22 protein-coding genes and 1 pseudogene are annotated in these 22,370 nt (G+C 42.8%); 13 read left to right on the forward strand and 10 right to left on the reverse strand.

From position 1 onward, the window contains the following. Window positions 1–7 precede the first annotated feature (7 nt). The 5 genes from purT to sbcB all read right to left on the reverse strand — a co-directional run bounded on the left by purT (window position 8) and on the right by sbcB (window position 4,978). Window positions 8–1,183: a formate-dependent phosphoribosylglycinamide formyltransferase gene (gene purT, locus MMA19_RS06965; RefSeq protein WP_006072453.1), complete on the reverse strand. Its 1,176-nt coding sequence runs from the start codon at window positions 1,181–1,183 to the stop codon at window positions 8–10. A 157-nt stretch (window positions 1,184–1,340) separates the two neighbouring features. After that, window positions 1,341–2,228: a cytidine deaminase gene (gene cdd, locus MMA19_RS06970; RefSeq protein ID WP_006072456.1), complete on the reverse strand. Its 888-nt coding sequence runs from the start codon at window positions 2,226–2,228 to the stop codon at window positions 1,341–1,343. Between the two features lie 176 nt (window positions 2,229–2,404). After that, on the reverse strand, window positions 2,405–3,091 hold the full coding sequence (locus tag MMA19_RS06975) for a CidB/LrgB family autolysis modulator (RefSeq protein WP_006072457.1): 687 nt from the start codon (window positions 3,089–3,091) through the stop codon (window positions 2,405–2,407). 1 nt (window position 3,092) lies between these two features. Then, window positions 3,093–3,458, reverse strand: coding sequence for a CidA/LrgA family protein (locus MMA19_RS06980; RefSeq protein ID WP_006072459.1), 366 nt, complete (start codon window positions 3,456–3,458; stop codon window positions 3,093–3,095). Between the two features lie 98 nt (window positions 3,459–3,556). Continuing rightward, window positions 3,557–4,978 (reverse strand): exodeoxyribonuclease I, encoded by a 1,422-nt coding sequence (sbcB, locus tag MMA19_RS06985; RefSeq protein ID WP_062460577.1) that lies wholly within the window; start codon window positions 4,976–4,978, stop codon window positions 3,557–3,559. Window positions 4,979–5,260: 282 nt separating this feature from the next. Here sbcB and MMA19_RS06990 point away from each other — a divergent pair, with 282 nt between their 5' ends. The 9 genes and pseudogenes from MMA19_RS06990 (at window position 5,261) to MMA19_RS07030 (ending at window position 12,891) form a co-directional block, all read left to right on the forward strand. Beyond that, window positions 5,261–6,634 carry a Na+/H+ antiporter NhaC family protein gene (locus tag MMA19_RS06990; protein WP_240205870.1) on the forward strand — a complete coding sequence of 458 codons (1,374 nt, stop codon included), beginning with the start codon at window positions 5,261–5,263 and terminating at the stop codon, window positions 6,632–6,634. A gap of 290 nt (window positions 6,635–6,924) precedes the next feature. Continuing rightward, window positions 6,925–7,518: a GNAT family N-acetyltransferase gene (locus MMA19_RS06995; RefSeq protein WP_006072464.1), complete on the forward strand. Its 594-nt coding sequence runs from the start codon at window positions 6,925–6,927 to the stop codon at window positions 7,516–7,518. A 428-nt stretch (window positions 7,519–7,946) separates the two neighbouring features. Continuing rightward, the gene (locus MMA19_RS07000; protein WP_062460570.1) at window positions 7,947–8,582 is read left to right on the forward strand and encodes an alternative oxidase; all 636 of its coding nucleotides are present in this window, start codon (window positions 7,947–7,949) and stop codon (window positions 8,580–8,582) included. A gap of 171 nt (window positions 8,583–8,753) precedes the next feature. Continuing rightward, a complete protein-coding gene (locus MMA19_RS07005; RefSeq protein WP_240205871.1) occupies window positions 8,754–9,347 on the forward strand; it encodes a DJ-1/PfpI family protein in 594 nt (197 codons plus the stop codon). After that, window positions 9,344–9,847 (forward strand): GNAT family N-acetyltransferase, encoded by a 504-nt coding sequence (locus MMA19_RS07010; protein ID WP_240205872.1) that lies wholly within the window; start codon window positions 9,344–9,346, stop codon window positions 9,845–9,847. The genes MMA19_RS07005 and MMA19_RS07010 overlap by 4 nt, the downstream gene beginning before the upstream one ends. A gap of 40 nt (window positions 9,848–9,887) precedes the next feature. Next, on the forward strand, window positions 9,888–10,562 hold the full coding sequence (locus MMA19_RS07015) for a YoaK family protein (protein ID WP_038222344.1): 675 nt from the start codon (window positions 9,888–9,890) through the stop codon (window positions 10,560–10,562). A gap of 9 nt (window positions 10,563–10,571) precedes the next feature. After that, window positions 10,572–10,949, forward strand: coding sequence for a VOC family protein (locus MMA19_RS07020; RefSeq protein ID WP_240205873.1), 378 nt, complete (start codon window positions 10,572–10,574; stop codon window positions 10,947–10,949). 18 nt (window positions 10,950–10,967) lie between these two features. After that, window positions 10,968–11,761, forward strand: a pseudogene (locus MMA19_RS07025) (PhzF family phenazine biosynthesis isomerase). Between the two features lie 98 nt (window positions 11,762–11,859). After that, complete coding sequence (locus MMA19_RS07030; RefSeq protein ID WP_240205874.1) at window positions 11,860–12,891, forward strand: hypothetical protein; 1,032 nt, start codon at window positions 11,860–11,862, stop codon at window positions 12,889–12,891. Between the two features lie 41 nt (window positions 12,892–12,932). Here the strand turns inward: MMA19_RS07030 and MMA19_RS07035 are convergent, their stop codons facing one another. The 5 genes from MMA19_RS07035 to MMA19_RS07055 form a co-directional block, all read right to left on the reverse strand. Then, entirely contained in the window at window positions 12,933–13,412 is a 480-nt protein-coding gene (locus MMA19_RS07035) for a hypothetical protein (RefSeq protein WP_006071408.1), read from the reverse strand. Between the two features lie 36 nt (window positions 13,413–13,448). After that, window positions 13,449–13,952, reverse strand: a complete 504-nt coding sequence (locus MMA19_RS07040; RefSeq protein WP_031496530.1) for a hypothetical protein — start codon at window positions 13,950–13,952, stop codon at window positions 13,449–13,451. Between the two features lie 2 nt (window positions 13,953–13,954). Then, complete coding sequence (locus tag MMA19_RS07045) at window positions 13,955–14,404, reverse strand: hypothetical protein (RefSeq protein ID WP_031496528.1); 450 nt, start codon at window positions 14,402–14,404, stop codon at window positions 13,955–13,957. A gap of 774 nt (window positions 14,405–15,178) precedes the next feature. Next, window positions 15,179–15,823, reverse strand: coding sequence for a DUF3299 domain-containing protein (locus MMA19_RS07050; RefSeq protein ID WP_240205875.1), 645 nt, complete (start codon window positions 15,821–15,823; stop codon window positions 15,179–15,181). Between the two features lie 118 nt (window positions 15,824–15,941). After that, a complete protein-coding gene (locus MMA19_RS07055) occupies window positions 15,942–16,964 on the reverse strand; it encodes a helix-turn-helix domain-containing protein (RefSeq protein ID WP_031495396.1) in 1,023 nt (340 codons plus the stop codon). A gap of 235 nt (window positions 16,965–17,199) precedes the next feature. Here MMA19_RS07055 and MMA19_RS07060 point away from each other — a divergent pair, with 235 nt between their 5' ends. Genes MMA19_RS07060 through MMA19_RS07075 form a run of 4 tightly spaced genes read left to right on the forward strand, consistent with a single transcriptional unit; the run spans window position 17,200 to window position 22,220 of the window. Continuing rightward, the gene (locus MMA19_RS07060) at window positions 17,200–18,354 is read left to right on the forward strand and encodes an HlyD family secretion protein (protein WP_239920290.1); all 1,155 of its coding nucleotides are present in this window, start codon (window positions 17,200–17,202) and stop codon (window positions 18,352–18,354) included. Further along, window positions 18,344–19,363, forward strand: coding sequence for a DUF2955 domain-containing protein (locus MMA19_RS07065; RefSeq protein WP_236110626.1), 1,020 nt, complete (start codon window positions 18,344–18,346; stop codon window positions 19,361–19,363). Before MMA19_RS07060 ends, MMA19_RS07065 begins: the two co-directional genes overlap by 11 nt. Before the next feature lie 9 nt (window positions 19,364–19,372). After that, window positions 19,373–20,437, forward strand: coding sequence for an AI-2E family transporter (locus MMA19_RS07070; protein WP_240205876.1), 1,065 nt, complete (start codon window positions 19,373–19,375; stop codon window positions 20,435–20,437). Between the two features lie 19 nt (window positions 20,438–20,456). Then, a complete protein-coding gene (locus MMA19_RS07075) occupies window positions 20,457–22,220 on the forward strand; it encodes a phospholipase D family protein (protein ID WP_240205877.1) in 1,764 nt (587 codons plus the stop codon). The last annotated feature ends 150 nt before the right edge of the window (window positions 22,221–22,370 follow it).

Here is a 22,370-nt window from a genome sequence, read left to right on the forward strand (position 1 = left end):
GCTCGTGTTAGTAGATAACTTTTACTTTCTTAGCGCACTCGACAGCCTCATCGACTGCTGTCTCTAGAGATTTACGCTTAGTAAGTACAACGCCTAAACGACGACGCCCATCAATATCTGGTTTTCCAAAGAGGCGGATTTGAGTTTGTGGAAGACTTAAAGCTTCATCAAGGCCTTCGTAACGGATATTGTTAGATGTGCCTTGGCCGAGAACAACAGCGGAAGCTGCAGGACCATATTGGGTGATGCCGTTAATTGGTAGGCCGGTAAAAGCACGCACGTGTAATGCAAACTCCGACATGTCTTGAGAAATCAGCGTGACTAGACCTGTATCATGTGGGCGAGGTGATACTTCATTGAAAATAACTTTATCGCCCTTAACAAACAGTTCTACACCAAAAATACCATAGCCACCCAGCGCGTTAACCACTTGCTCCGCCGTATATTCTGCCGCTTTTATTGCATTAGCTGACATCGCCTGAGGCTGCCAAGATTCGCGGTAATCACCATCTTCTTGACGGTGACCCACAGGAGCACAAAAGTGAACGCCATCGACAGCGCGTACGGTCAATAAAGTAATTTCGTAATCGAAATCGATAAAACCTTCAACAATGACTCGACCTGCGCCAGTACGGCCACCTTCTTGAGCGTAGGTCCAGGCTTTCTCAATGTCGGATTCTGACTTGATAACACTTTGACCTTTACCAGAAGAACTCATAACTGGTTTCACTACACATGGTACACCGACATTTTCTACAGCCGCTTTAAAGTCTTCGTAGCTGTCTGCAAATTGGTAAGGAGAGGTATTCAGGCCGAGTTCTTCAGCCGCCAGTCTACGGATACCTTCACGATTCATGGTTAGCTTGGTTGCATTCGCAGTAGGAACAACGTTTAAGCCTTTACTTTCTAACTCGACTAGCTTGTCCGTTGCAATGGCTTCGATTTCCGGCACTACGTAGTCGGGTTGTTCTTGATTGATAATGGCCTCTAGTGCTTCGCCGTCCAACATATCGAGCACATAACTTCTGTGAGCAACTTGCATTGCAGGGGCGTCAGCATATCGGTCACAAGCGATGACTTCTAAGCCTAGTCGTTGGCATTCAATGGCAACTTCTTTACCTAATTCACCAGAGCCTAAAAGTAAAACACGTGTAGCATTTTCACGAGTAGCAGTACCAAACATAGAGTGTCCTTGAGCATTCATGAGGAAGAATTTCGGGGGATCATACTGGATTATTGCAGGAAAGCAAACGTTTGCGCGAGATTTTATTATCAGTATAAATTTTGGCCTAAAAAAGCCCCGCATGAGCGAGGCTAAACGATATCAGAGAGTTGTAGCGCTAAATTGACACGTATTCTAGTTGGATATCTGGGTCAATGGCCTCAAGTGTTGCTTGAGTGTCTGCAAGGTGACTGATTTTACCTTTGGACACTTCTGCTAGCGCTACTAGCTGAATGTCTTCAAAGTTTTGACCATCTAGAAGCAACTGAACAAACGCTACCTGTAATGGTGGAAGGCTAGGATTAAATGCTGCGTTCTCAGCATACGCCCCTTGGTAGACAGAGCCATCTTTCATTGCGATAGCAACACCACTTAGGTTTTGAGTATAAGGTGAATGACTGCGATTTAACGCTTCTACTGCAGATACGACGAGCGTATCGGTTTCGTCAGTAGTTAAAGCGTGAGCTAATGGGCTCATTAACCCTTCGGTAATACCAAGATCTTTAGGTCCAAAGGACTCTGGTAAATATTCTTGTAGCGTCATTGCATCGCGCTGTGGCAATTGAATAACTAGCTTGTCCGCAGTGGTCAGCTCGTTCATAAATTGGCGGCAGTGACCACAAGGACTAAAGTTAATCGTGATATCTTTAAGTCCAGTTTCACCCTTCATCCAAGCGTGGCTGATAGCGGATTGCTCTGCGTGAACTGTTTGACCAAGTTGCGCCCCAATGATCTCCATGTTTGCGCCGAAGTACAGTTTGCCTGATGTCCCACGTGCAATTGCGCCAACAAAAAACTCAGAGATAGGTGCATATGAATAGGCTGCAGCTAAAGGCAGCAAGGCAACGCGAAGCTCATCATCTTCTAGGCCAGAAAGAACAAGCAGTTGTTCAAACTGCTCTTGTGATAGCGTTGCATCAAATTCTGGCTTAGTAATGATAGGTTTTAGATAGTTAACGATCTGCTCTGGCATATCTGCAAGCGCTGACTCAAAACGATCTGTCATGCTGTGTCCTTTATCTTTTGCGGTTTACTGACATTCTATGCAAGTTAGTGAGAAATAAGGGTGATGATGATCACAAATAAAAATGCAATGAATGCAATGTTTCAGCAATAAGAGTGATGTCACACAATTTGTAGCCAGTAAACGACGAGTTTTACTGGCTATACAGTCCTGAAGTGTTAAGCGATAACAGTCCCAAACCAGAGGGAGAATGCGAACATAGACGGGGCAAGAATGGAAGTGATAACACCACAAACAACGAGAGCAAGTGAGCTGAATGCCGCGTCTCTAGGATCTTTCTCTGCGCAAGTGGCTGTGCCAAGAGCGTGAGACACCGTGCCCATGGTTAATCCTTTTGCAATGGGATGCGTGACACCGAGTAAGTTGTAAATTGGGTACGCTAATATCGCACCAAATAATCCGACGAGTAACACTAGAATGGCTGCAATGGCCGGCTCCCCACCTAAATGGCTTGAAACTTCCATTGCGATAGGCGTGGTGACCGATTTACCCAACAAACTAGCAATGAGTTGCATGTCGGCGCCTAACCATACAGCGAGCATTGAAGCCGTGAACATGGAAGCAACACTGCCAACACCACATGCTAACGCGATTATTCTCCAGTTAGCACGTATTTGGGGGAGTTGCTCATAGAGCGGATAGGCAAGTGCAACAACTGCGGGTTGTAGCAGATAGCTGATCCACTCGTTGTCCGCGTAATACGTGTCAAACGGCACTTTAAGGTACGTGAGTAAAGGAATCATAATCGCAATACTGAGGAGTAGCGGATTAAACAGTGGATTCTTTACTTTCTGAGAAATAAAACGGGCAACAAAGAAAACGACAATAGTAACTAGCAGCCACATATTAGCTATCTCCCTTCTTTAAGAATCGATCAAGGAAGACGGAGAGTGCGGTCAGAACAATAAGTGTACCGCCAATAGCACCGGCTAAGATCGGCAGAGCGTTAGCAATCAACATATCGAAATGGTTCATTAACCCGACACTAATGGGAACGAACAACAAAATCATATAACGAATGAACACGTGAGCACCCGGTTGAACGAGTTTAACCGGGATAACTCCGCCCGCCATCGCCGCAAATAACAGTAACATGCCAAATATACTGCCAGGCACGGACACATCGAGTAAATGTTGGATGGTATTTCCGATAAATAGGGCAACGAAAATAATAGCGAACGATAGTATATAGTGAAGCGCGGTTTTGAGCATGGCTTCCTCTTAGTATAAAAAGTAACGACTCTCCTTAAGTGCAGCCAAAAGAATGAATCCTGAGGTTTAGCTGCACGGTCACTACATGGCTGGAGAAGTTAAGAAACGAGACGCTCCACGTAGCGGTAGACGGATTTTAGTATGGCGAGTTTCTTCTCGTCAGACTCATGTTCGTGAACTAAGTTTTCCATATTTAGCATATAGCTTTCAATACGACTTTCGAAAAACTCACGACAATGGTTTGCCCAGCGAGCTTGTTCCGTTTCATCAAGGCTCCATGGGAAATTGCGTGCACGGTACCTGAATAGCAGCGGTTCAATACGAGGATCACTAAAACTAATGTCTAATGCAGATAGATTGTTTGGGTCCGTTTCGCGAATAATATCCATCGCGCTCTTGTCTGCTGGCGAGAAAAAGCCGCTGTAAAGCTGAGTATCTACGTCGCCATCATTCTCAAACTCGCGCTCAATACTATAAAGTCCGATCAGTTTTTCACGGATCTCTGGATGTTGTTTGATTAGGGCTAGGTTCTTCAAACACTGCTCTCTGTCAATGCCAATGGACTCTGCATTTTCCGCTGTGAGCGTTTTGGCTGGCGCGAGAATAGGGCACTTGTTGAGATGAATAAGTTTAAGCGGGACAGGTTTCTCGTCCGGTGCGAGTTCATCATGTCGGGTGTATAGGCGCTGATGTAATGCATCAACATCTAAATCTAATAGTGGTTGTGGGTCTTTGGCCAGATCAGCAACGATAACCGCATTTTGATTGGTTGGGTGCCACGCGATAGGTACTACCCAACTGGTATATTGGCACTCTTTACCTAACATTCCAGATACATGCATCAAGGGTGTCATGTTCACGATATCGACGAGTTCGTTTAGTTTTCGCTTTTGACGCATCGAATAAAAGTAGTCAAACAGTTTTGGCTGCGCGGCCTTTACTTTTTTGGCTAGCTCTATCGTTGCAATAACGTCTGCCATGGCATCGTGAGCATTTTCGTGTTCGATACCATTAGCAACAGAGAGATGTTCAAGTTTAAAACTGGTAAACCCTTCGTCATTCTCCGGCCATTCAATTCCTTCAGGGCGGAGTGCGTGGCATGCGCGCATAACATCCAATAAATCCCAACGTGAGTTACCGTTCTGCCAACTCCATGCGTAAGGATCGATGAAGTTACGATAACAGGTATAACGAGTTACCTCATCGTCAAAACGAATGCTGTTGTAACCAAGGCTTGTTGTGTTTGGTGTGGCTAGTTCGTGATGAATCTTAGCAATGAACTCTGGTTCTGAGAGCCCTTTCTCCTGACAAAGTTGTGGTGTGATACCTGTGATTAATGCTGCTTCGGGAGAAGGTAAGTAGTCCGATGGTGGCTGGCAGTAAATAACCAATGGCTCACCAATGATATTAAAGTTCTCATCCGTCCGTACACCCGCAAACTGACAAGGTCTGTCTTTAGCAGGGCTCACTCCCCATGTTTCATAATCGAAAAAGAAATAAGTGGGTTGGTGTTGGGACATTAGAAATGGTTCCTTAAATCATAGACTAAGCATGATGAAATGATGCTTGAATAACTCTTATTAGACCACCCGAGAGAGTGTATGGCAACGAACATTGAGCATTCTCAGCGGTATTATCCACGTGATGCGGGTGTTTTATTTCTTTCAGTATTTACCTCGCTTTCGTTTAGCTGTTTTATCATACAGTGGAATAGCGCATGGACATTTGGACGTCTAGACGTTGACATGTCTTAATGGCGGCATTATGCTGCACGCCTTCCTGTTATTGCTGCCACTTTTGATATGACCAAAACGAATAAAAATAACCAATCTATTGTTCCTTCACCTATAGCACTGTTTCCTCTTGTGCTATTCCTGACATTATTTATAGGTGTAGGGACCTATTTATCCTTACAAGGTGTAGATTTCGCGTTTTATCAACTTCCTGCGCCAATTGCTGCATTACCAGCGGTGTTTTTGGCGATCGTTTTAAGTAAAGAAACACTCAACAAAGCTATTGAGCAGTTTATTAAAGGTGTGGGGCATCAGGATATCATTGCCATGTGCATGATTTATTTGTTAGCGGGTGCGTTTGCTGCTGTAGCGAAAGCCTCTGGAGGTGTTGATGCGACAGTGAATCTCGGGTTATCAGCCATTCCAACAAGCATGATTCTTCCTGGTATATTCCTTATTTCAGCTTTCATTGCGACTGCAATGGGGACATCAATGGGTACTATAGCCGCCGTTGCCCCTGTTGCACTCGGTATTGCAGAATCTGCGGGCATGAGTGTTCCACTGACTGCGGGTGTCGTACTAAGTGGCGCTATGTTTGGTGATAACTTATCTATTATTTCCGACACAACCATAGCTGCGACACGTTCGCAAGGGTGTGAAATGAAAGATAAATTTAAAGAAAATATACGTATTGCTATTCCTGCAGCGTTTATTGCTTTAGTGATTTTCGCATTGAATAGTTCTGCGACTCAGTTACCAGACACTGGAGACATTGAGTGGTTTAAAGTCATGCCTTACATTGCGATTTTGGTATTGGCCGTCTCTGGATTAAACGTATTTGTTGTTTTAACCGTAGGTATTCTGCTTGCGGGTACGGTAAGTTTGACCTCTGTTGAGGGCTACCAACTGACAAGCTTTGCTCAAGATATCTATGCTGGCTTTGGCAACATGCAAGAAATCTTCTTATTGTCTATGTTAATTGGTGGGCTGAGTGAGCTAATGCGTCGTCAAGGCGGTTTAGCATTTCTAACGCAAGTTATTACTAAAGTGATTCGTAAGTTTGGGTCAACGCATTCAACGCAAGCAAACAGAAAGGCGAGTGAGTTCGGTATTGCAGGCTTAGTCTCTCTAGTAAATATGTGCACGGCAAACAATACCGTAGCCATTATCGTCTCTGGTAGCGTGGCTCGAGAATTGGCTCAAGAAAACAAAGTAACCGCACGCCGCTCAGCAAGCTTACTTGATATCTATTCATGTGTGATTCAAGGAATACTGCCTTATGGTGCTCAAGTGTTACTGCTTGGCTCCGTTTTCCAATTATCGCCTTTAGAAGTGGTTTCTAACTCCTATTACTGCTTCGCATTAGCATTATCAGCGGTAGTAGCGATCGTGTTAAAACCACGCGCGAAGCAAGCGACATTTTGCGAAGAGAGACACGTATAGCAACCTTATAGTTGAAAGGCTAAACCGCCAATTTTGATAATAAGTAAGGCTTCATTATATGGAGCCTTTGTTTTATTTGCGGAACTCACAATCTCCAAACCTGTCCAAATACCGTCAGATAAAACGCCTCTATTTGCAGGTTATGCTGCTTTATTAATCGATATGTTATTAACTATCGTAGAATATTGACTTTGCTTTAAAGTGCTGTTTTATTGAAGGAAGAAGGCAAGCAAATGCGCGTGTGTTTCTTTTCTTACGATCTCGATTTAAATCCGCCATGAGGAAGTAGCATGTCTGAATTACAAATTATTAAAGCCGATTACTCTGCAGTACCAGATCTATGTAACATGTTTCTAGATGCCTACGCTGATAATGAAGCGATGCAAGCAGCATTACGCCAAGACGAAGTGGCTGACTTCGCACATGATTGTTACTGGCGTTGGGCGGTTGGCGAGTGGGGGTTAGCCGGTGGTGAAGTGTACACCACACCTGAGCGCGATGGTTGCGTTATTATGCGCTCACCAGGCAAGCACCAGCCGGATGTGATGCAAAAAATGGAGATTCTATCCATTGTTACCCGCATGATGGGCTCATGCAAAATTGAATTGGCAAAAGAAGTCTGCGAACAAATGCTGGCAGTGCCACCGTTACAAGATTGTTATTGGTTGTGGGGCCTAGGGGTGTCACCGAAAGCTGGCGGAAAAGGTCTTGCGAGTGCATTAATCAAAACCGTCACTGACCAAGCAGATGCGGCAGGCAAACCAACCTATGTCGTGGCATCTAGTGAGAAAGTTGTGAAGACTTTTGAGCGTCGAGGCTTTGAAGTACTGTCTAAGAGTGAAAATTTCCCATATTGGTTCATGCTTCGACCTGCTCAAAGCTAAAAACAGTTCTCAATAAAGAGCCTTGGTTAAACCGAGGCTCTTTTTTGCACCTATTCCCAAACGTATAATCATCCACGCTTTTCAATCCTCCTCGCAATGATCTGATGCCCTTTACCCTGTTAAGGGGAACAAATTCAGCCGTGACGCAATTGTGTAACTGCCTGTGTCTGCTCGACAGTGTCTTTCGCTTAAATATTCTTAGATAGCCAGTATTCCCCCTACGATTCAACTTTTTCAATAAAAGTGATGATTGAATTTAAGCTCCTGATTTAACGAAACTATTATCTATTTCAATGCCTTTTTTCTTATGATCTTGTCTTAATAACCCTATAAAAACTCAACTATTATTGGTTTTACTCAAAAATAGTTGAATGAGTGGCGTTAAGTATGTATGTTGTTTGTAGATTAATCATATGGAGAGATCAGTAATGGTAGAATTCAAATTGACGCACAAGAAAGCTGAACGTGTTTCAGAAAAAGTCGCTCTTTCTGTCACTAAGTTGCTGAAGTATGTACTCAACCTTTTTTACGGCAAAAAATACGATAAAAGGGCAGTTATTCTGGAAACCATCGCCGCCGTACCTGGAATGGTAGCGGGTATGTTCAATCACTTAAAAGCGCTTAGGCGTATGAGAGACGATGAAGGTTGGATCCGAGAGCTTTTAGACGAGGCTGAAAATGAGCGAATGCACTTAATGATTTTTCTAGATATTGCCAAACCCAGTTGGTTGGAGAGGCTCATAGTTCTACTGGGTCAGGGCGTGTTTATTGTTGTTTACTCGATTATCTATTTACTCTCTTCCAAAGTTGCACATCGAGTTGTAGGTTATTTTGAAGAAGAAGCCTGTAAAAGCTATACAGAATACCTAGAGAAGATAGACGAAGGGTACATAGAGAACATACCGGCTCCCAAAATTGCGATCGATTATTACCAGTTAGCGGACGATGCACTGTTGCGTGATGTTGTTTTAAGAATCAGGCAGGATGAAGCCGGTCATAGAGATAGAAACCACGGGTTTGCTGATGCTTATGAACGTAAAGATTTGCCTTCGCATCTTGCCTAACCAATAAAAAAGACGCTTCGGCGTCTTTTTTATTTAGAACAACGATTTCATTTGTTGTGAGTGAGATGCCTTTGACGTTATCCAATACTTATGGTTTGGGTTACAAAGGTTGAAATAATCTTTGTAACTCAATACTGTAGGTAACAGTATCTTAACAGAATGGAGGCTGTGATGAATGTTGGAATCTATGTGTATCGTGATGTAGAGGTATTAGACTTTGCTGGGCCTTTTGAAGTCTTTTCTACGGCGAATCGGTTTCTGAACGAAGAAGACAAATGGTCAGTTAGCCTTCTATCTCAAACACAAGGCACCGTCTTAGCAAGAGGTGGTCTTAAAATCCAATCCGACTACTCCATCTACAGTCATCCGGCAATTGATGTACTGATTGTCCCCGGTGGGGTTCATATCCAAGAGATGGAAAACACTCGCGTATTAGATTGGGTGAGAGAGACAGCAGCTAACTCTACGCTTGTGGCTTCTGTGTGTACAGGCGCATTTTTGCTGGCGAAATCGGGTGTCCTTTCTAACCAAACTGTCACGACTCACAGGGAAGATCAAAATGAACTACAACACCTGTTTCCGGAGTTAACCATTATCAATGATACACGTTGGGTAGATTGTGGTGACATTGTCACATCAGCTGGTATTTCTGCTGGGATTGATATGAGCTTGAGGCTGGTTGAAAAATTGCGCGGACGCGACATCGCACTTAAAACAGCAAAACAGATGGAGTTTGATTGGTGTGAACATGGGGTTACTTTATGAGCATTGCTGTAAGACGTTTAACTCATCCAATATCGGAAAATGTGTTAGCACTAGCTGTGTCAGATGAACAGTTGCCTTTTGTGGGTGTAGTATCCGATATTATTCAGAGCAGTTTAGGTTACCCCAAAGAGAGTCAATGGGTAATCTATTCGGGCGAGGCTCCTGCAGGTTTTTTCCTACTTGATGAGGCATACCAAGTTACATTAGGAACTACGTTGGAGAATGCTACTGGCCTTCGCGCTTTTTTTATCGATTCGCGGTTTCAGGGTAGAGGTCTCGCTAAGATGTGTTTAAAGCTTATAGTCAAAGAGTTTAACGCTTGGTTGGGCACTGAACACAATGACCTATATTTGACTGTTAACTGTAGAAACAAGGCGGCGTATCAACTTTATTTAGCAGTAGGGTTTATTGATACGAAAGAACTATATCTGGGTGGTCAAGCTGGTCCTCAACACATTATGTGCTTTAAATCAAAGACAACAGATGAAATGGGGCTATGATGCTGCCTTCTGAATTATGTTGTTGAGATAGGTGATTGCTGTGATATCTAAGTTACCTCGTTGGATTGAGTCGGGTGCGTTTGTTCTCTCTTTACTAGCAGGGACAGTGAATGCTGTGGGGCTTATGGGGTTTCAACATCAGGCGATCTCACATTTATCTGGTACTGCAACTCTACTAGGTACTCAACTGATTCACGATTGGTCTCTTGCTGGTCATATGTTCGCAATTATCGTTAGCTTCTTAGTAGGGTCTGCGATTTCTGGTTTATTCATTTCAAATGTGTCGCTAAAACTCGGTCGTCAATACGAGTGGCTTCTTTGCATTGAAAGTCTATTTTTGCTGATCGCCACTTATTTACTACTCAATGGTTCTCAAAGTGGAACCTACTTTGCTTCAGCTGCATGTGGGTTGCAAAACGCCTTGGCAACCACGTTTAGTGGAGCGGTAGTTAGAACGACTCATGTCACTGGTATCGTTACTGATTTGGGAATCATGATTGGTTCGACATTAAGAGGCGAGACATTTGATAAACGAAAAGCCAAGTTGTTTGTCACCATATTAACGGGGTTTATCGTTGGCGGTATAGTGGGTGCTCTGTTATATCGGAATTTAGCGTTTATGGCGCTCGTTGTCCCTGCGGCAGCATGCCTAGTTTTGGCGTTAGTGTACCGAATTTATCGCAAGAGAATCGCTTATACCAATCGAGCAAGTTAGAGGGAATTTATGAACATTCAATCGATTGATCATCTCGTACTCACAGTTGCTGATTTGCAATCATCTGTGGAGTTTTATGAAACGCTAGGAATGAGATATGAAACATTTGGTGATAATCGGCATGCGCTTCATTTTGGTTCTCAGAAGATCAATCTGCATATCAAGGGACAAGAGATAGAACCTAAAGCAACCTTTGCAGTGCCGGGAAGTGAAGACTTGTGTTTTGTAATAGACACTCCGGTTGGACAAGCTAAACAGATACTCATTTCTAAAGGTATTGACGTATTCACAGAGCCTGTCAATCGCACAGGCGCTACGGGCAGCATATTGTCAATTTACCTGCGCGATCCAGACAGTAATCTTATCGAACTTTGTAATTATCAATAGTCAACTCTAAGGAAAATCATGACCACGCAATGGATTGTCGATGCTTTTACCACCCAGCCATTCAAGGGCAACAGTGCAGCTGTGATCCTCGTTGAGGAGTACCCTGACGATGAATGGATGCTTAACGTTGCAGCAGAAAACAACTTATCTGAAACCGCTTATCTTAAACGTCTTGATCACAACCACTACTATATTCGATGGTTTTCTCCAATCACTGAAATTGATTTCTGTGGTCATGCCACATTGGCGTCCGCGTTTGTGCTGTTCAATGAGTTGTCTCACACTGGCGAAATTCGTTTTTCTACCAACGATGTCGGTGACCTAACCGTGGTACAAGGAGCTTGTGAGCGAATAGAGATGACGTTTCCCATTCTTATGCCTTGTGAAATAGACGAGGTTCCAGAAGCGCTTGTTCGAGGACTATCTATAGAACCATCTAAGTGCTACGAAGTAAGCAAGCATATTTCGCTATTTACGAGTCAAAACAACATGTTGTCTCTTTAACAACGCAAAATGAGCCACTAAAAACACTTGCTCCTTATGATGTAGTCGCGACAGCTCCAGGTTCCGACGATCAATATGATTTTGTTTCTCGCTATTTTTGGCCAGCGAATGGCGGTGATGAAGACCCCGTTACAGGCTCGATTCATGCGGGTTTGATGCCATATTGGGCTGAACGACTCGGCAAATCAAAACTCACGGCCTTACAAGCTTCTAAAAGAAGTGGGATCTTGTATGGTGAGGTGCTCCACGACAGTGTCTGTATTTCTGGTAATGCCGTATTATTTGCGAAGTCCACTCTGAACGTTTAGAGTCACGCACCAATTTGACGACTAATGAAATCCACTTATAGGCTTAGAAGTGGGGCGCGTAGTCAGTTATTTATCCCAGTAGTAGAAGAGTCAAACGAATGAAGCTTTCAAAAAGAGAAGGTCGTGTTGTTGACAGTGCGATAGAGCAATGGCTTGAACAAGGCACTATCAACCAAGAAGAACATGACAAACTGAAAAACAGCTATCAAGTCGCTAGTGTCGATTGGTCACTTATTGCTAAGTACTCATTTTGGGTTGCAATTGTTTGCATCGTTTTATCGGTACTTTCCGTGTTGCTCGATGAATGGCTGATTAAACTACTGGATGAGATATTCTCTGCACCTGACATAGCGAAGAGTGGATTTTTCGCCGTAATATCAGCGGGCTTTTACTTTATTGGCGTAAGACGAAAATCGAAGACACCGGACAAAGCCTTTAGCAATGAGGCCTTATTTGTACTGGGTATTGTCAGTACTGCTGTGTCGATTTATTTTCTAGGGCAGGTTATTCAAACCAATAGTTTAACCAAGTTAATCCTGCTTGCCTCGCTAGTGTATGGCGTTTTGGGATTGTGGATTCCGTCGCATATTGTTTGGTTGTGTGCGTTACTGTCATTTGGTACTTGGCTTGGTTTTGAAACCTATCAACTAAGCGACGAAGGTTATTTTCTTGGACTTAATTTCCCATTCCGTTATGTGCTTTATGGTTTAGTACTGATAGTAACAAGTACGTTGGCAGTAAAACGTTGGCCATCTAAAGAAGATTTCGCCATCACTACTCGTGCTTTGGGGCTATTTGTGTTCTTTATATCGATGTGGTTAATGTCGGTGTTTGGTAATTATGCGGACTTTAGTGTGTGGAGTAATGTCACTCAGTTCTCTTTGCTACATTGGTCGATACTATTACTTATTGCGTCTGTTGTAGCTGTGTATCACGGAATGAAGTTTGATGATGAACTTACGCGTGGCTTCGGGCTCATTTTCATCTTCATTAATCTGTACACGCGCTTTATAGAGTACTTCTGGGAAGGTACACATAAAGCGGTATTTTTTGCTATTTTGGCAACAAGCTTTTGGTTCTTTGGGACTCGTGCTGAAAAGATATACCGCCTTGGACGTGCAAAAGAGTAATCTGCTTCGTTAAACTCATTTAACAATAGCTTTGGGAGCGTTTATCTTACGCATAAGCTCTCCCAATCGAGCCTCATCATATGCTCACCCGCTGGTGCCATCGACTCGTCGATATCCACTCTTGCTCTTATTTCGATGATTTGATCTGGGTTTAACTGATCCTTTTCGATTTGAATACCATTACGCCAATAGTTGATATCGCCCTCATAACGCTGAGGAACATCAATTTGAAATCGAAACTTCTCAGATGGTAGGCTCGATTCTAAACCTCCAAAGTCAGCATTTTTTAAACGCAGAATTACACTACCGTGAGGGATGTTATGAACCAAACGCAGTCGAATCTCACGTAAATCGTAATCTTCGCCAAATGACAGTTCTCCCTCTGCATCAATGACTTCAATTCCACAGCGTGCTGGGATGTCTGCACGGAATCTTAATTGAGCATCGTTGTTTTCTGCCAAACATGTCGTTGATAGTAGTAACAGAGCTAGAACCCAACAATTAGTGACCAATCTGAACATAAATAAATTCCAATAGATGCTTGCTAAGCCGACTCATTAAGCGCAAATCGTGACCCATTCGGTTTTTATTGTCAGGTCATCTTTGGCAACTGTATCTTCCTCAGAAAGAGAAACTCTGGCTCGGATTTCTAGCTTACGCTCATTACCAAGTTCATGACGTGTAAAGGTTTTACCTACCATCCAAGCAAGAGCACTGCCTTCCTTTTCACCGCTACCTGTTACTTTAAAATGGAAAAAGCTGTACTCTAGATTCCTTAGATAATCGTCTTGGTCATACTCTAAGTCGTCTAGTCTGAGTAACACTCGGCCATTTTGACGGTTATCGATAATCTGAATTTGAGCTGCGTCCGCTAGATAACTATCTCCAAATGCCAAATCACCTTTATCTTTGAGCACTTCCAAACCACACTGTGCTTCAATGGATGCTTTAAACTCTATTTCTGCATCGTTATCCATTAGCGAAAAGTTGTTATTTGCATACACTGCATGATTAGTGATAACAAGCATACCTGCGACTAGTAGAGCGGTAGATGTGCGCATAATTACTCCGCGAATGTTGTATTCGTTTGTTTCATTTTAATTAGACGCTGCTTCTCTGTTTCGATTTGCAGAAGCTTAAGTTCGTGTTCAGCTTGAGCAAGTTCTTCTTCTCGTTTACGTTGACGCATTTCGAACGCGTACAGTTTTGTGCAATCAACACGGTCTTCACCGCCAAACTGAATTGTGACTGCAGCATAGATACCACGGTCATCTTCGTTGTAATAATTGTGATAAGGGTCGTACTGGTTGCTGTATGTATCATCTGCGCCTTGGGAACCATAAGTTCCAAATTGAACAGTTTTACCCGTTGATACTGCTTGTTCACAGGTAGACCCATTAGATGTCCGAATTCTATCAGTACCTGATGGGTTTGATACTGAGGGGATAGGGTTTGCCAATACATTCATCGAAATCATCATAGCTGCCGACCCCAAAGTGATTCTAAAACTCATGATTAAAGCCTCTTAAATGTGAGCTTTGTGCATACTTCATAGGTGTTCGGGGAGTCTGTAACCATCTTAGTACACACTAATTTTTCGGATGTTTTACTAGGAGGGGTTTTAACACTAATGTCTAAGTCAATTTCCTGATTGGCCGCTAGCTCAATTTTATTGTTAAACACCTTCTCGTTGATCCTCAGATAGTAATTTGCAGAGACATTGGAACGATTCACCAGAGTAAATTGCACTTGCGTTTTATCTGAATAGGTTTCGAATTGAGTGTTTTTCCACTTATGAACATTGGCACTGGCTGTGAATGATGCAGCCAACGCAGTTAAGCAGACAAAGTATTTAAGTAGTCGCATACATCACCTCAAGAGCTAACAAAGAAGGGGGATAGTAATGCAGTTGCGCGTAATACGATTACCATTTCGCGCCAGCAGGTTAGAAAAGTGAAACAACTTTGTTTTGGCGTTGAAACGCTAATCATCGAAGGAAGGGGGCGTAATTACTGCTCTAACTTTGAGATTGTTTTTGTATCGATGTATCGAAGAAGAAAATTAAATGATGAACCTACGATTGGCGTTGGACTACTTTTAATAATCCATACACTCGATTTATTGAGTACTTCTGAGAAGGGACGCGTAAAATGGTGGCTTTTGCTACTTTAACAACAGATGTTTGGTTGTTTGGAACTCGTGCAAAGAGGGTTTATCGTCTTGGTCGGAGCTAGCATACAGAATCTTAAGTTTCTGAATATCAAAACCTGTAAAGCAACAATAGATACTACTGCTCGTACACTGTGACATTATCCGCGGTCATTGTGTATGCGCTCATTACTTCAGTATTGCCGTCGGAGAGCTCAATATTGGAAGCGGTAGATTGCTCCAACAAAGTTCCTTCGACCCACACCGGTGAGTATAAACCTCGAAACTCAATTCCTTTAGGGTAACTCACTACGACCATTTGATTTCCTGGCGGTGGTGGAGTGTGAATACAGGCGCCGGCAGTAGGAACAAGTATAAACTCAGTAACAATCAACTCATCAAATTCAAGAGGTACAATGAACCCTGGAAGTCGCCCCTTCTTGCCAATTAGCGTGGGATTGATATTCATATTCCAATCTGAATGATCGGTATCTATTTGCTTTTGTTCTTCAATTAAATCAAGGATATTGATGCCATTCTTTGCAAAGCGTATCAATGCTTCACGATAATTTGTCTCTAGTGCAGCACGTTCAGGTTTGTGTTTATTTTGATAGTCTACGATCGTCATCAAATCATAGCGCTGTGTGGGTGTAAAACTCGCGAACTTGTTTTGGTAAGTTGGCGCGTCAATGGTCGGCGAGAGATCTTGCCACTGCAAGTCATTTGCATGTGCTTTCACTATAAATAGCAAAGAAAGACTGAATAAAATAACTAACGAACGCATGCTTTAAATTCCGATAATTGACCATTAACCGACAGAACCTATCAGTAACCTTGCCATGTGTACATCCTTAACCAGTTCTTTTTGGTATCTTGTTGTAAGAATGAACCGTGTTGTTTGGTTATGGACTGCGCTGTGTTTCGTTCAAACTTAATATCGTTCTTTGATACATTTTAGGTGTTAGGCCGCTGATGCGCTTAAACGAACGCGAAAAGTGAGAAATATCGGAAAAGCCAAGTTGACTAGCAATGTGAGTCAGTGATCGTTCTTCGCCCATTAGTTCTACTGCGACAGTAAATACTAGATTATCTTTGATATGGCGGAAACTTGTTCGCTCTTCATTGAGCCTTCGCTGCAGCGTACGTGGTGTCAGCTTTAACAGTTTGGCTGCTTGCTCTAGGGTAAGGTTGTGTTCTCGAACATAGGGTAATAATGCCGTAAACACGCGGTCGGTAAAGTTAGCGTGCCAAGTCACTAATGGTTCTTGTGGTGCACAATCTTTACTGGTGATATTTGGAGCGTGCTGCAAAATCTCCTTATCGATTAACCATTCTATACGTTCATTTTCAACGAAATATTGTGGTGACGTCCCTATGATAGCTTTAAATACATCAACTTCCTTCGATTGGATTTTAATTTGTTTAGGAGTCCATGTGGACTTAGTCATGGCTCGGACCAATTCAATAGCGTAAAGCACTGCCCAAATCTCTGACCAAAGGAATAACGGGCTGTCATCAAATTGGCGTTTGCACCAATACCAAGTCCTTCCATGACTCTGTTCTAGTCCAACATTGACACCAACGGCATCGTACTGAAACACTTGTTTTGTATGGACTAAAGCTTCCTCTACCGTATTGCATTCAGATAACTCACCTAGTAGGCGTGGTATAACTTTTTGCCTAATCGCCGTTCGTAATAGATCGCCGAATTGAGTAATTCCTAATTGATTTCCCAATAAATAGATTAATTTTTTCACTGGCTCTTGGGGTAAGAATTCTTGATCCAAATCGAACAAGTCTGGTGGTAATCCAGATTCTTTTATCGCTTGGTGAGGGTCGTGGTTGTATTCGCGAAAGAGTTCTACCAATACGCGGGCATAACCAGATTTGATCAGTGGCGTAATTGGGTCCTTGCTAGTGGTCATAGGCGTAAAACGGTATTTTTGAGATATTGATAATGTTTAGGTTAGACCTTTGGCGCAAAATGGCAAATCTGAAAGAACACATCAACTACAATTTTCGCTCAGTGATAATCAGCAAAGCAAACACGTGTTGGTTCTCTAATATACTAATTTTTAAAGTAATTAAAATTTAATTTGTTCCGGTAATAGTCTATACCTAGATAGGATTGGTTATTAAGTTGTTAACAAGGGATGAGTAATGAGCGATAAACCAGAATCAAAAAGTCAGCCAGTAGAGAAACAGAACAAAGATTCTCAAATTGAACAAGCTGAACAAAACGCAGAGCAAGCGAAACAGAACAAAGTTAAGAAAGTTACCAATGCTCTTGTTGTCTTTATTATAGCTAGTCTCGCTATCAGTATTATTTCAGATCGAATCATTCCCTCTACAGACAATGCGCGCGTCAAAGGCTATGTCGTGCCGATCAAACCTCAGGTTTCTGGGCAAGTGATCGATATTCAGGTAAAGCCTAATCAGTTAGTGTCAGAGGGCGATACATTGATTGCTCTTAATCCGGTGGACTATGAGATAGCTGTTCAAAAAGCGGAACAGGATTTGGAAATTGCTGGACAAAATGTTGGAGCTCAAACGGCGACGATCGCCTCTGCACAGGCTCGTTTGACCAGCAGTATTGTCGAACGAGATAACGTTGAACTGCAAACTCGTCGTGTACTTACTATGGCAGAAAAAGGGGTGATTTCCGCTTCTGAGGCTGATAAAGCAAGAGCGAATTTGGCGAGGGCACGCGCCAATGTTCAAAATGCACAGGCAGATTTGGACAAAGCCAATAAACAGCTTGGCGCAGAAGGTGAAGAAAATAGCCAGATTAAAGCAGCTTTACTTGCACTAGAGAAGGCTCAACTGGACTTAGAACGTACCGTAGTTAGAGCTCCAACCAACGGTGGCGTCTCAAACTTCAGTTTGTCCGAAGGATTTTATGCGAGCGCTGGCCAACCCATAATGACGTTTGTGTCAACAGATAGCATTTGGATTGAGGCTTACTTTAGAGAGAACAGTTTAGGTAATATTCAACCAGGTAATGAGGTTGAAATAGCACTCGACTTTGCTCCAGGAAAGGTCATCACAGGCAAAATATCAAGTGTTGATTGGGGCGTGGATTGGGGGCAGTCCAACCAAGCTGGCAAACTGGCTCAAGCCAATAATCAAACTGGCTGGTTAAGACAAACTCAAATGCTTCCGGTTACGATTGAATTCGATACGGCTGATACGACAGGGTTGCTGCGAATAGGTGGTCAAGCGGATGTCGTGGTATACACCGATAACAACACCATCTTCAACATGTTAGGCAAGGCTTGGATTCGAATCGTTAGCTGGATGTCTTATGTCCGATAACACACAAAATCGCGTACTCAGATTTACGCTTGGTGTCGGTATTGCTACGTTTCTTGCTGCTTGGATAGATTGGCCATTGGCGTTTGTAACACCGATTTTCACCGCTAAGTTTCTTTTTGAAAAGAAGGTATTACACAAAGACATCGTCTATGAACTTCTTCTTGCGATGATCGTAACCGTTGTAATTGGCGTTAGCTTAAGCTTAGGTCTTGCTCAATATCCGGTTCCTCTATTAATAGGGGTAGGAATGTTGATGATGTTGGGGTATTACCTGTTTCTCGACCCGAAATGGAATTTGTTCGCAACCATATTGTTAATGTCGACATTGATGTTGCCTTTTATGGCAATTGATAGTCCACCAATTGCTATATTTTTGGCGTTGGGTTTAAGTTTATCTGGTGCTATTGCAGTCGCAATATTCGCAATAATGCACATCTATATGCCGGAGAGAGAAGAAACGCATCAGGGCTATCAAACGGTTCCATTTACTTCGGAATTCCGCTGGCATTCCGCGTTGAAAGCGATGATTGTCGCTTTCCCTGTTGTCTGTTTCTTCTTCATTTTCCAGATCTCTGAAGCGCTACTTTCGATGATATTTATTGCTTTGTTATCGTTAATGATAACAGGCGAAAAGTCCATCAAGTTAAGTCTGTTTTTGCTAATTAGCAATGGTATTGGTGGTGTGATTGCCATTCTAGTGTTTGGTGTATTAGCTCTAGTTCCTAATATTGTTTTTTACACTGTCTTTATCAGTCTTCTAGCAATTGTTATCGGTAGCAAAATGTACTCAGAGCCTACGAAGGCACCGGTGTACGCGACGGCATTCAACACCGCTTTGGTGTTGATAGGCACGACGTTAATGAGCTCTGGCGTGATTGACGAAAAAATGTGGATAAGGCTCGGACTTCTTGGTTTGGTCGCTTTATACATGATGATTGCTGCTTTCTTTATTGAAACGAGGCAATGGAAGGTCCTGCAGTTCAATGGACAGATGATGAAATCTATTTAGGTAAACGTTATGAATTTTGACAGTTCCTTCAATAAAGATGCGATCGATACTTTTATCAAAATCGCGACCATTTCTATTTTGGTCTATTGGTGTTTTTCCATTCTTAGACCTTTCATGATGCTCGTTGTTTGGGGCGGTATTATCGCCGTCGCACTCTATCCATTGGTGTTATGGTTACACGCTAAATGCCGTATTTCCAAAGGTAAAGCAAGTGGGTTGCTTTCGTTGATTGGCGTTCTGCTACTACTTATTCCACTCGTTTGGTTATCTAGTGGTTTATATACGGGAGGCACAGAAGTGTATTCGCAGCTACAGGACGGAACACTTCAAGTACCAAGGCCGACTCAAGCCGTCAAAGAATTGCCTGTAGTTGGTGAAAAGATATATGCCGCTATGTATCATGCTTCGACTAACTTAGAAGGAGCGATGGCTAAATATAGTGAGCAGATAAAATCGCTAGCAACAACATTAGCTGGTGCTGTGGGGTCCTTTGCGGGTGGGCTACTACAATTTATCGTTTCGACCATCATTGCTGGCGTGTTTATGGCGAATGCTGAGAACTGCCAAAAAGCGTTCAACAAAGTGGCTAATCGACTCACTAACGGCAAAGGTGCGGAGCTAGTCAATCTATCCAAATCAACAGTTCGTAGCGTCGTACAAGGCGTGTTGGGTGTTGCGGTTATTCAATCGATCATGGCCGCAGTCGGTATGGCGTTCGTTGATGTGCCTGCGATAGGGCTTTGGGCACTAGCGGTCTTGTTAATGGCTATTATCCAGTTACCGCCAATACTGGCGCTTATTCCGGTGATTGCTTATGTGTTCGGTACCCAGTCGACCACAGCAGCAGTACTGTTTTTAGTATGGTGTGTCATCGTCAGCGGTAGCGACGCGGTTCTTAAGCCTATGTTACTAAGTCGAGGATCAGATATTCCCATGTTGGTTTTATTATTGGGTGCGTTAGGTGGAATGGCTATGTCAGGAATAGTCGGCCTGTTTGTTGGTGCCGTTGTATTAAGTTTGAGTTATCAACTGTTCGTATCTTGGCTAGAAGAGCCAGAAAAAGCCAAAGATTAATACAAGGAGAATTGGCTCAATGTGGAAAGGGATTTCTATCTTCGTTTTATCGTTAGTTTTGGGCGGGTGTGCTTCTAATGCTCACTCTCCGAGTTCTTCTGACGATGAGTGGACATCACAGCTAATGGAGCAGCGTCGTTGGCGCGACGCTGAAGATTTAGAGAAAGATTATCTTAAACTCTCGTCTGAGAATCGACTACCAGTTCAACCAGCTCTTGTTAAAGTGATTGGCTCACAGCAGGCGGACGCGATAAAGAGTCTAGCCGCGAAGATCTACTTGATTGAAAACGCGAAACACACCATTGATCTTACATACTATATTTTCTCTGACGATTTAGCAGGTAAAGCCACATTAGGAGCTTTGTGTGAGGCCGTGCAACGCGGTGTTGATATCCGCATTATGGTAGATAGCTTGGGTTCGTACAGTCTTAACAATGGGAACTTAAAAGGCCTTATGCAGTGTGAAAAAAACGCGGGCTATATTCGTGATAGAGAAGGACAGATTACAACTCAGAAAGCACGCGTACAGGCGGTTGTCTTCAATGCACTAACAGATGGTGATTCCAGATGGAACCATCGCTCTCACGACAAGCTATTTATTGTGGACGGTTTCTATAATCAAAATGCTTATGTGATTACGGGTGGGCGGAATATGTCGCTTCATTATTACGGGATCGATAGTAATGGAAGTAAGGACTACTCAGCGTTTCGTGATATTGAAGTCATAATCCGTCCTTTACTTGAATCGAAACCTGAGCAGTCGCCATCTCGACTAAGTGAGTATTATTTTACGGTCCTGTTTACTAAACCTGGCAACAAAAAGCTTGATACATGGTCAAGTTACAATCGAGACAAGTCTTTATTGTTAACGTCTTATCAGAAGTTGAAAGCAAACCCAGAGTTTAATCAAGCATACATTGGTATAGCTCAGTATCTAGATATAGATTATCGTACTGCAGATACCAAATTTGCGCACGAATTGGACAATCTAAATGCGGACGATGTTGTGACGCGTTATAGCCATAATAAAAGTGCTAATGCCAATTCAATCAGCGGCATTTTGGCAAAAACTGCCTATACCAATACTGAGCTTAAAAAAATAAGAGTAGTGTCACCATACCTGTTTCTTCAGTCGGATTTACTAAAAGATGAAGGCGTAATCGATAGAGATCTAAACATCGCGTTAAGTTGGTTGGAACAAGATCCAGAGCGAAGTATTGAGGTTATTACTAACTCAGTGCTTACTAGTGATAACTTCTTCACTCAAGCCGTGATCGACATGCACACGGTACCTTCACTCATTATGCAAGATGAAACCCTCAAGCAAACTTGGTTAGACGATGACCTTGATAATAACGAGCTCAACGAAAAGTTCCTTCAATCATCAGCTTGGAAGAAGGCGGTTAACCATCCAAGAATCAAGTTCTACCAATTAGGTAAACCCGACTCGGTATTACTCGGTGGAACACAATACTATGGCAAACTTCATGCGAAATTTCTGATTATTGATGAAACAGCGTTTGTAGGCACGACCAATCTCGATTTTCGTTCGTTGCTTTACAACAATGAAGTGGGGTTTTTCTTATCGGGAGAGCAAATAATCAGTGATCTCAACCAACAATTTGAACTACTTAAGCAAGACTCATTGCTTTGGGGTAGTGAGGAGTGGTTAGAGATGCGGAAGCAGCTTAGGGCGATTGGGGGTACGAAAGGCAAAACATCTGAAAGCCAGCGAGAAATATATAACATTCTCGAATCTACGGGACTCAAGTATCAATTCTAGGCAGGGAGTTATTCGCTATTGATGGCGTAATCTGGCAAATGTCGATCATTTTCGTGCGGTATGTTTGATTGTCAATCAAACTATAGGAGTCGTTAATGATCGTACATTTTAGAGTTCAAGATATTGAAGAGTTGTGGTTGCATATCGACT

Source organism: Vibrio sp. CyArs1 (assembly GCF_022432925.1).
In the GTDB taxonomy this organism is placed as follows: Bacteria; Pseudomonadota; Gammaproteobacteria; order Enterobacterales; family Vibrionaceae; genus Vibrio; species Vibrio mediterranei.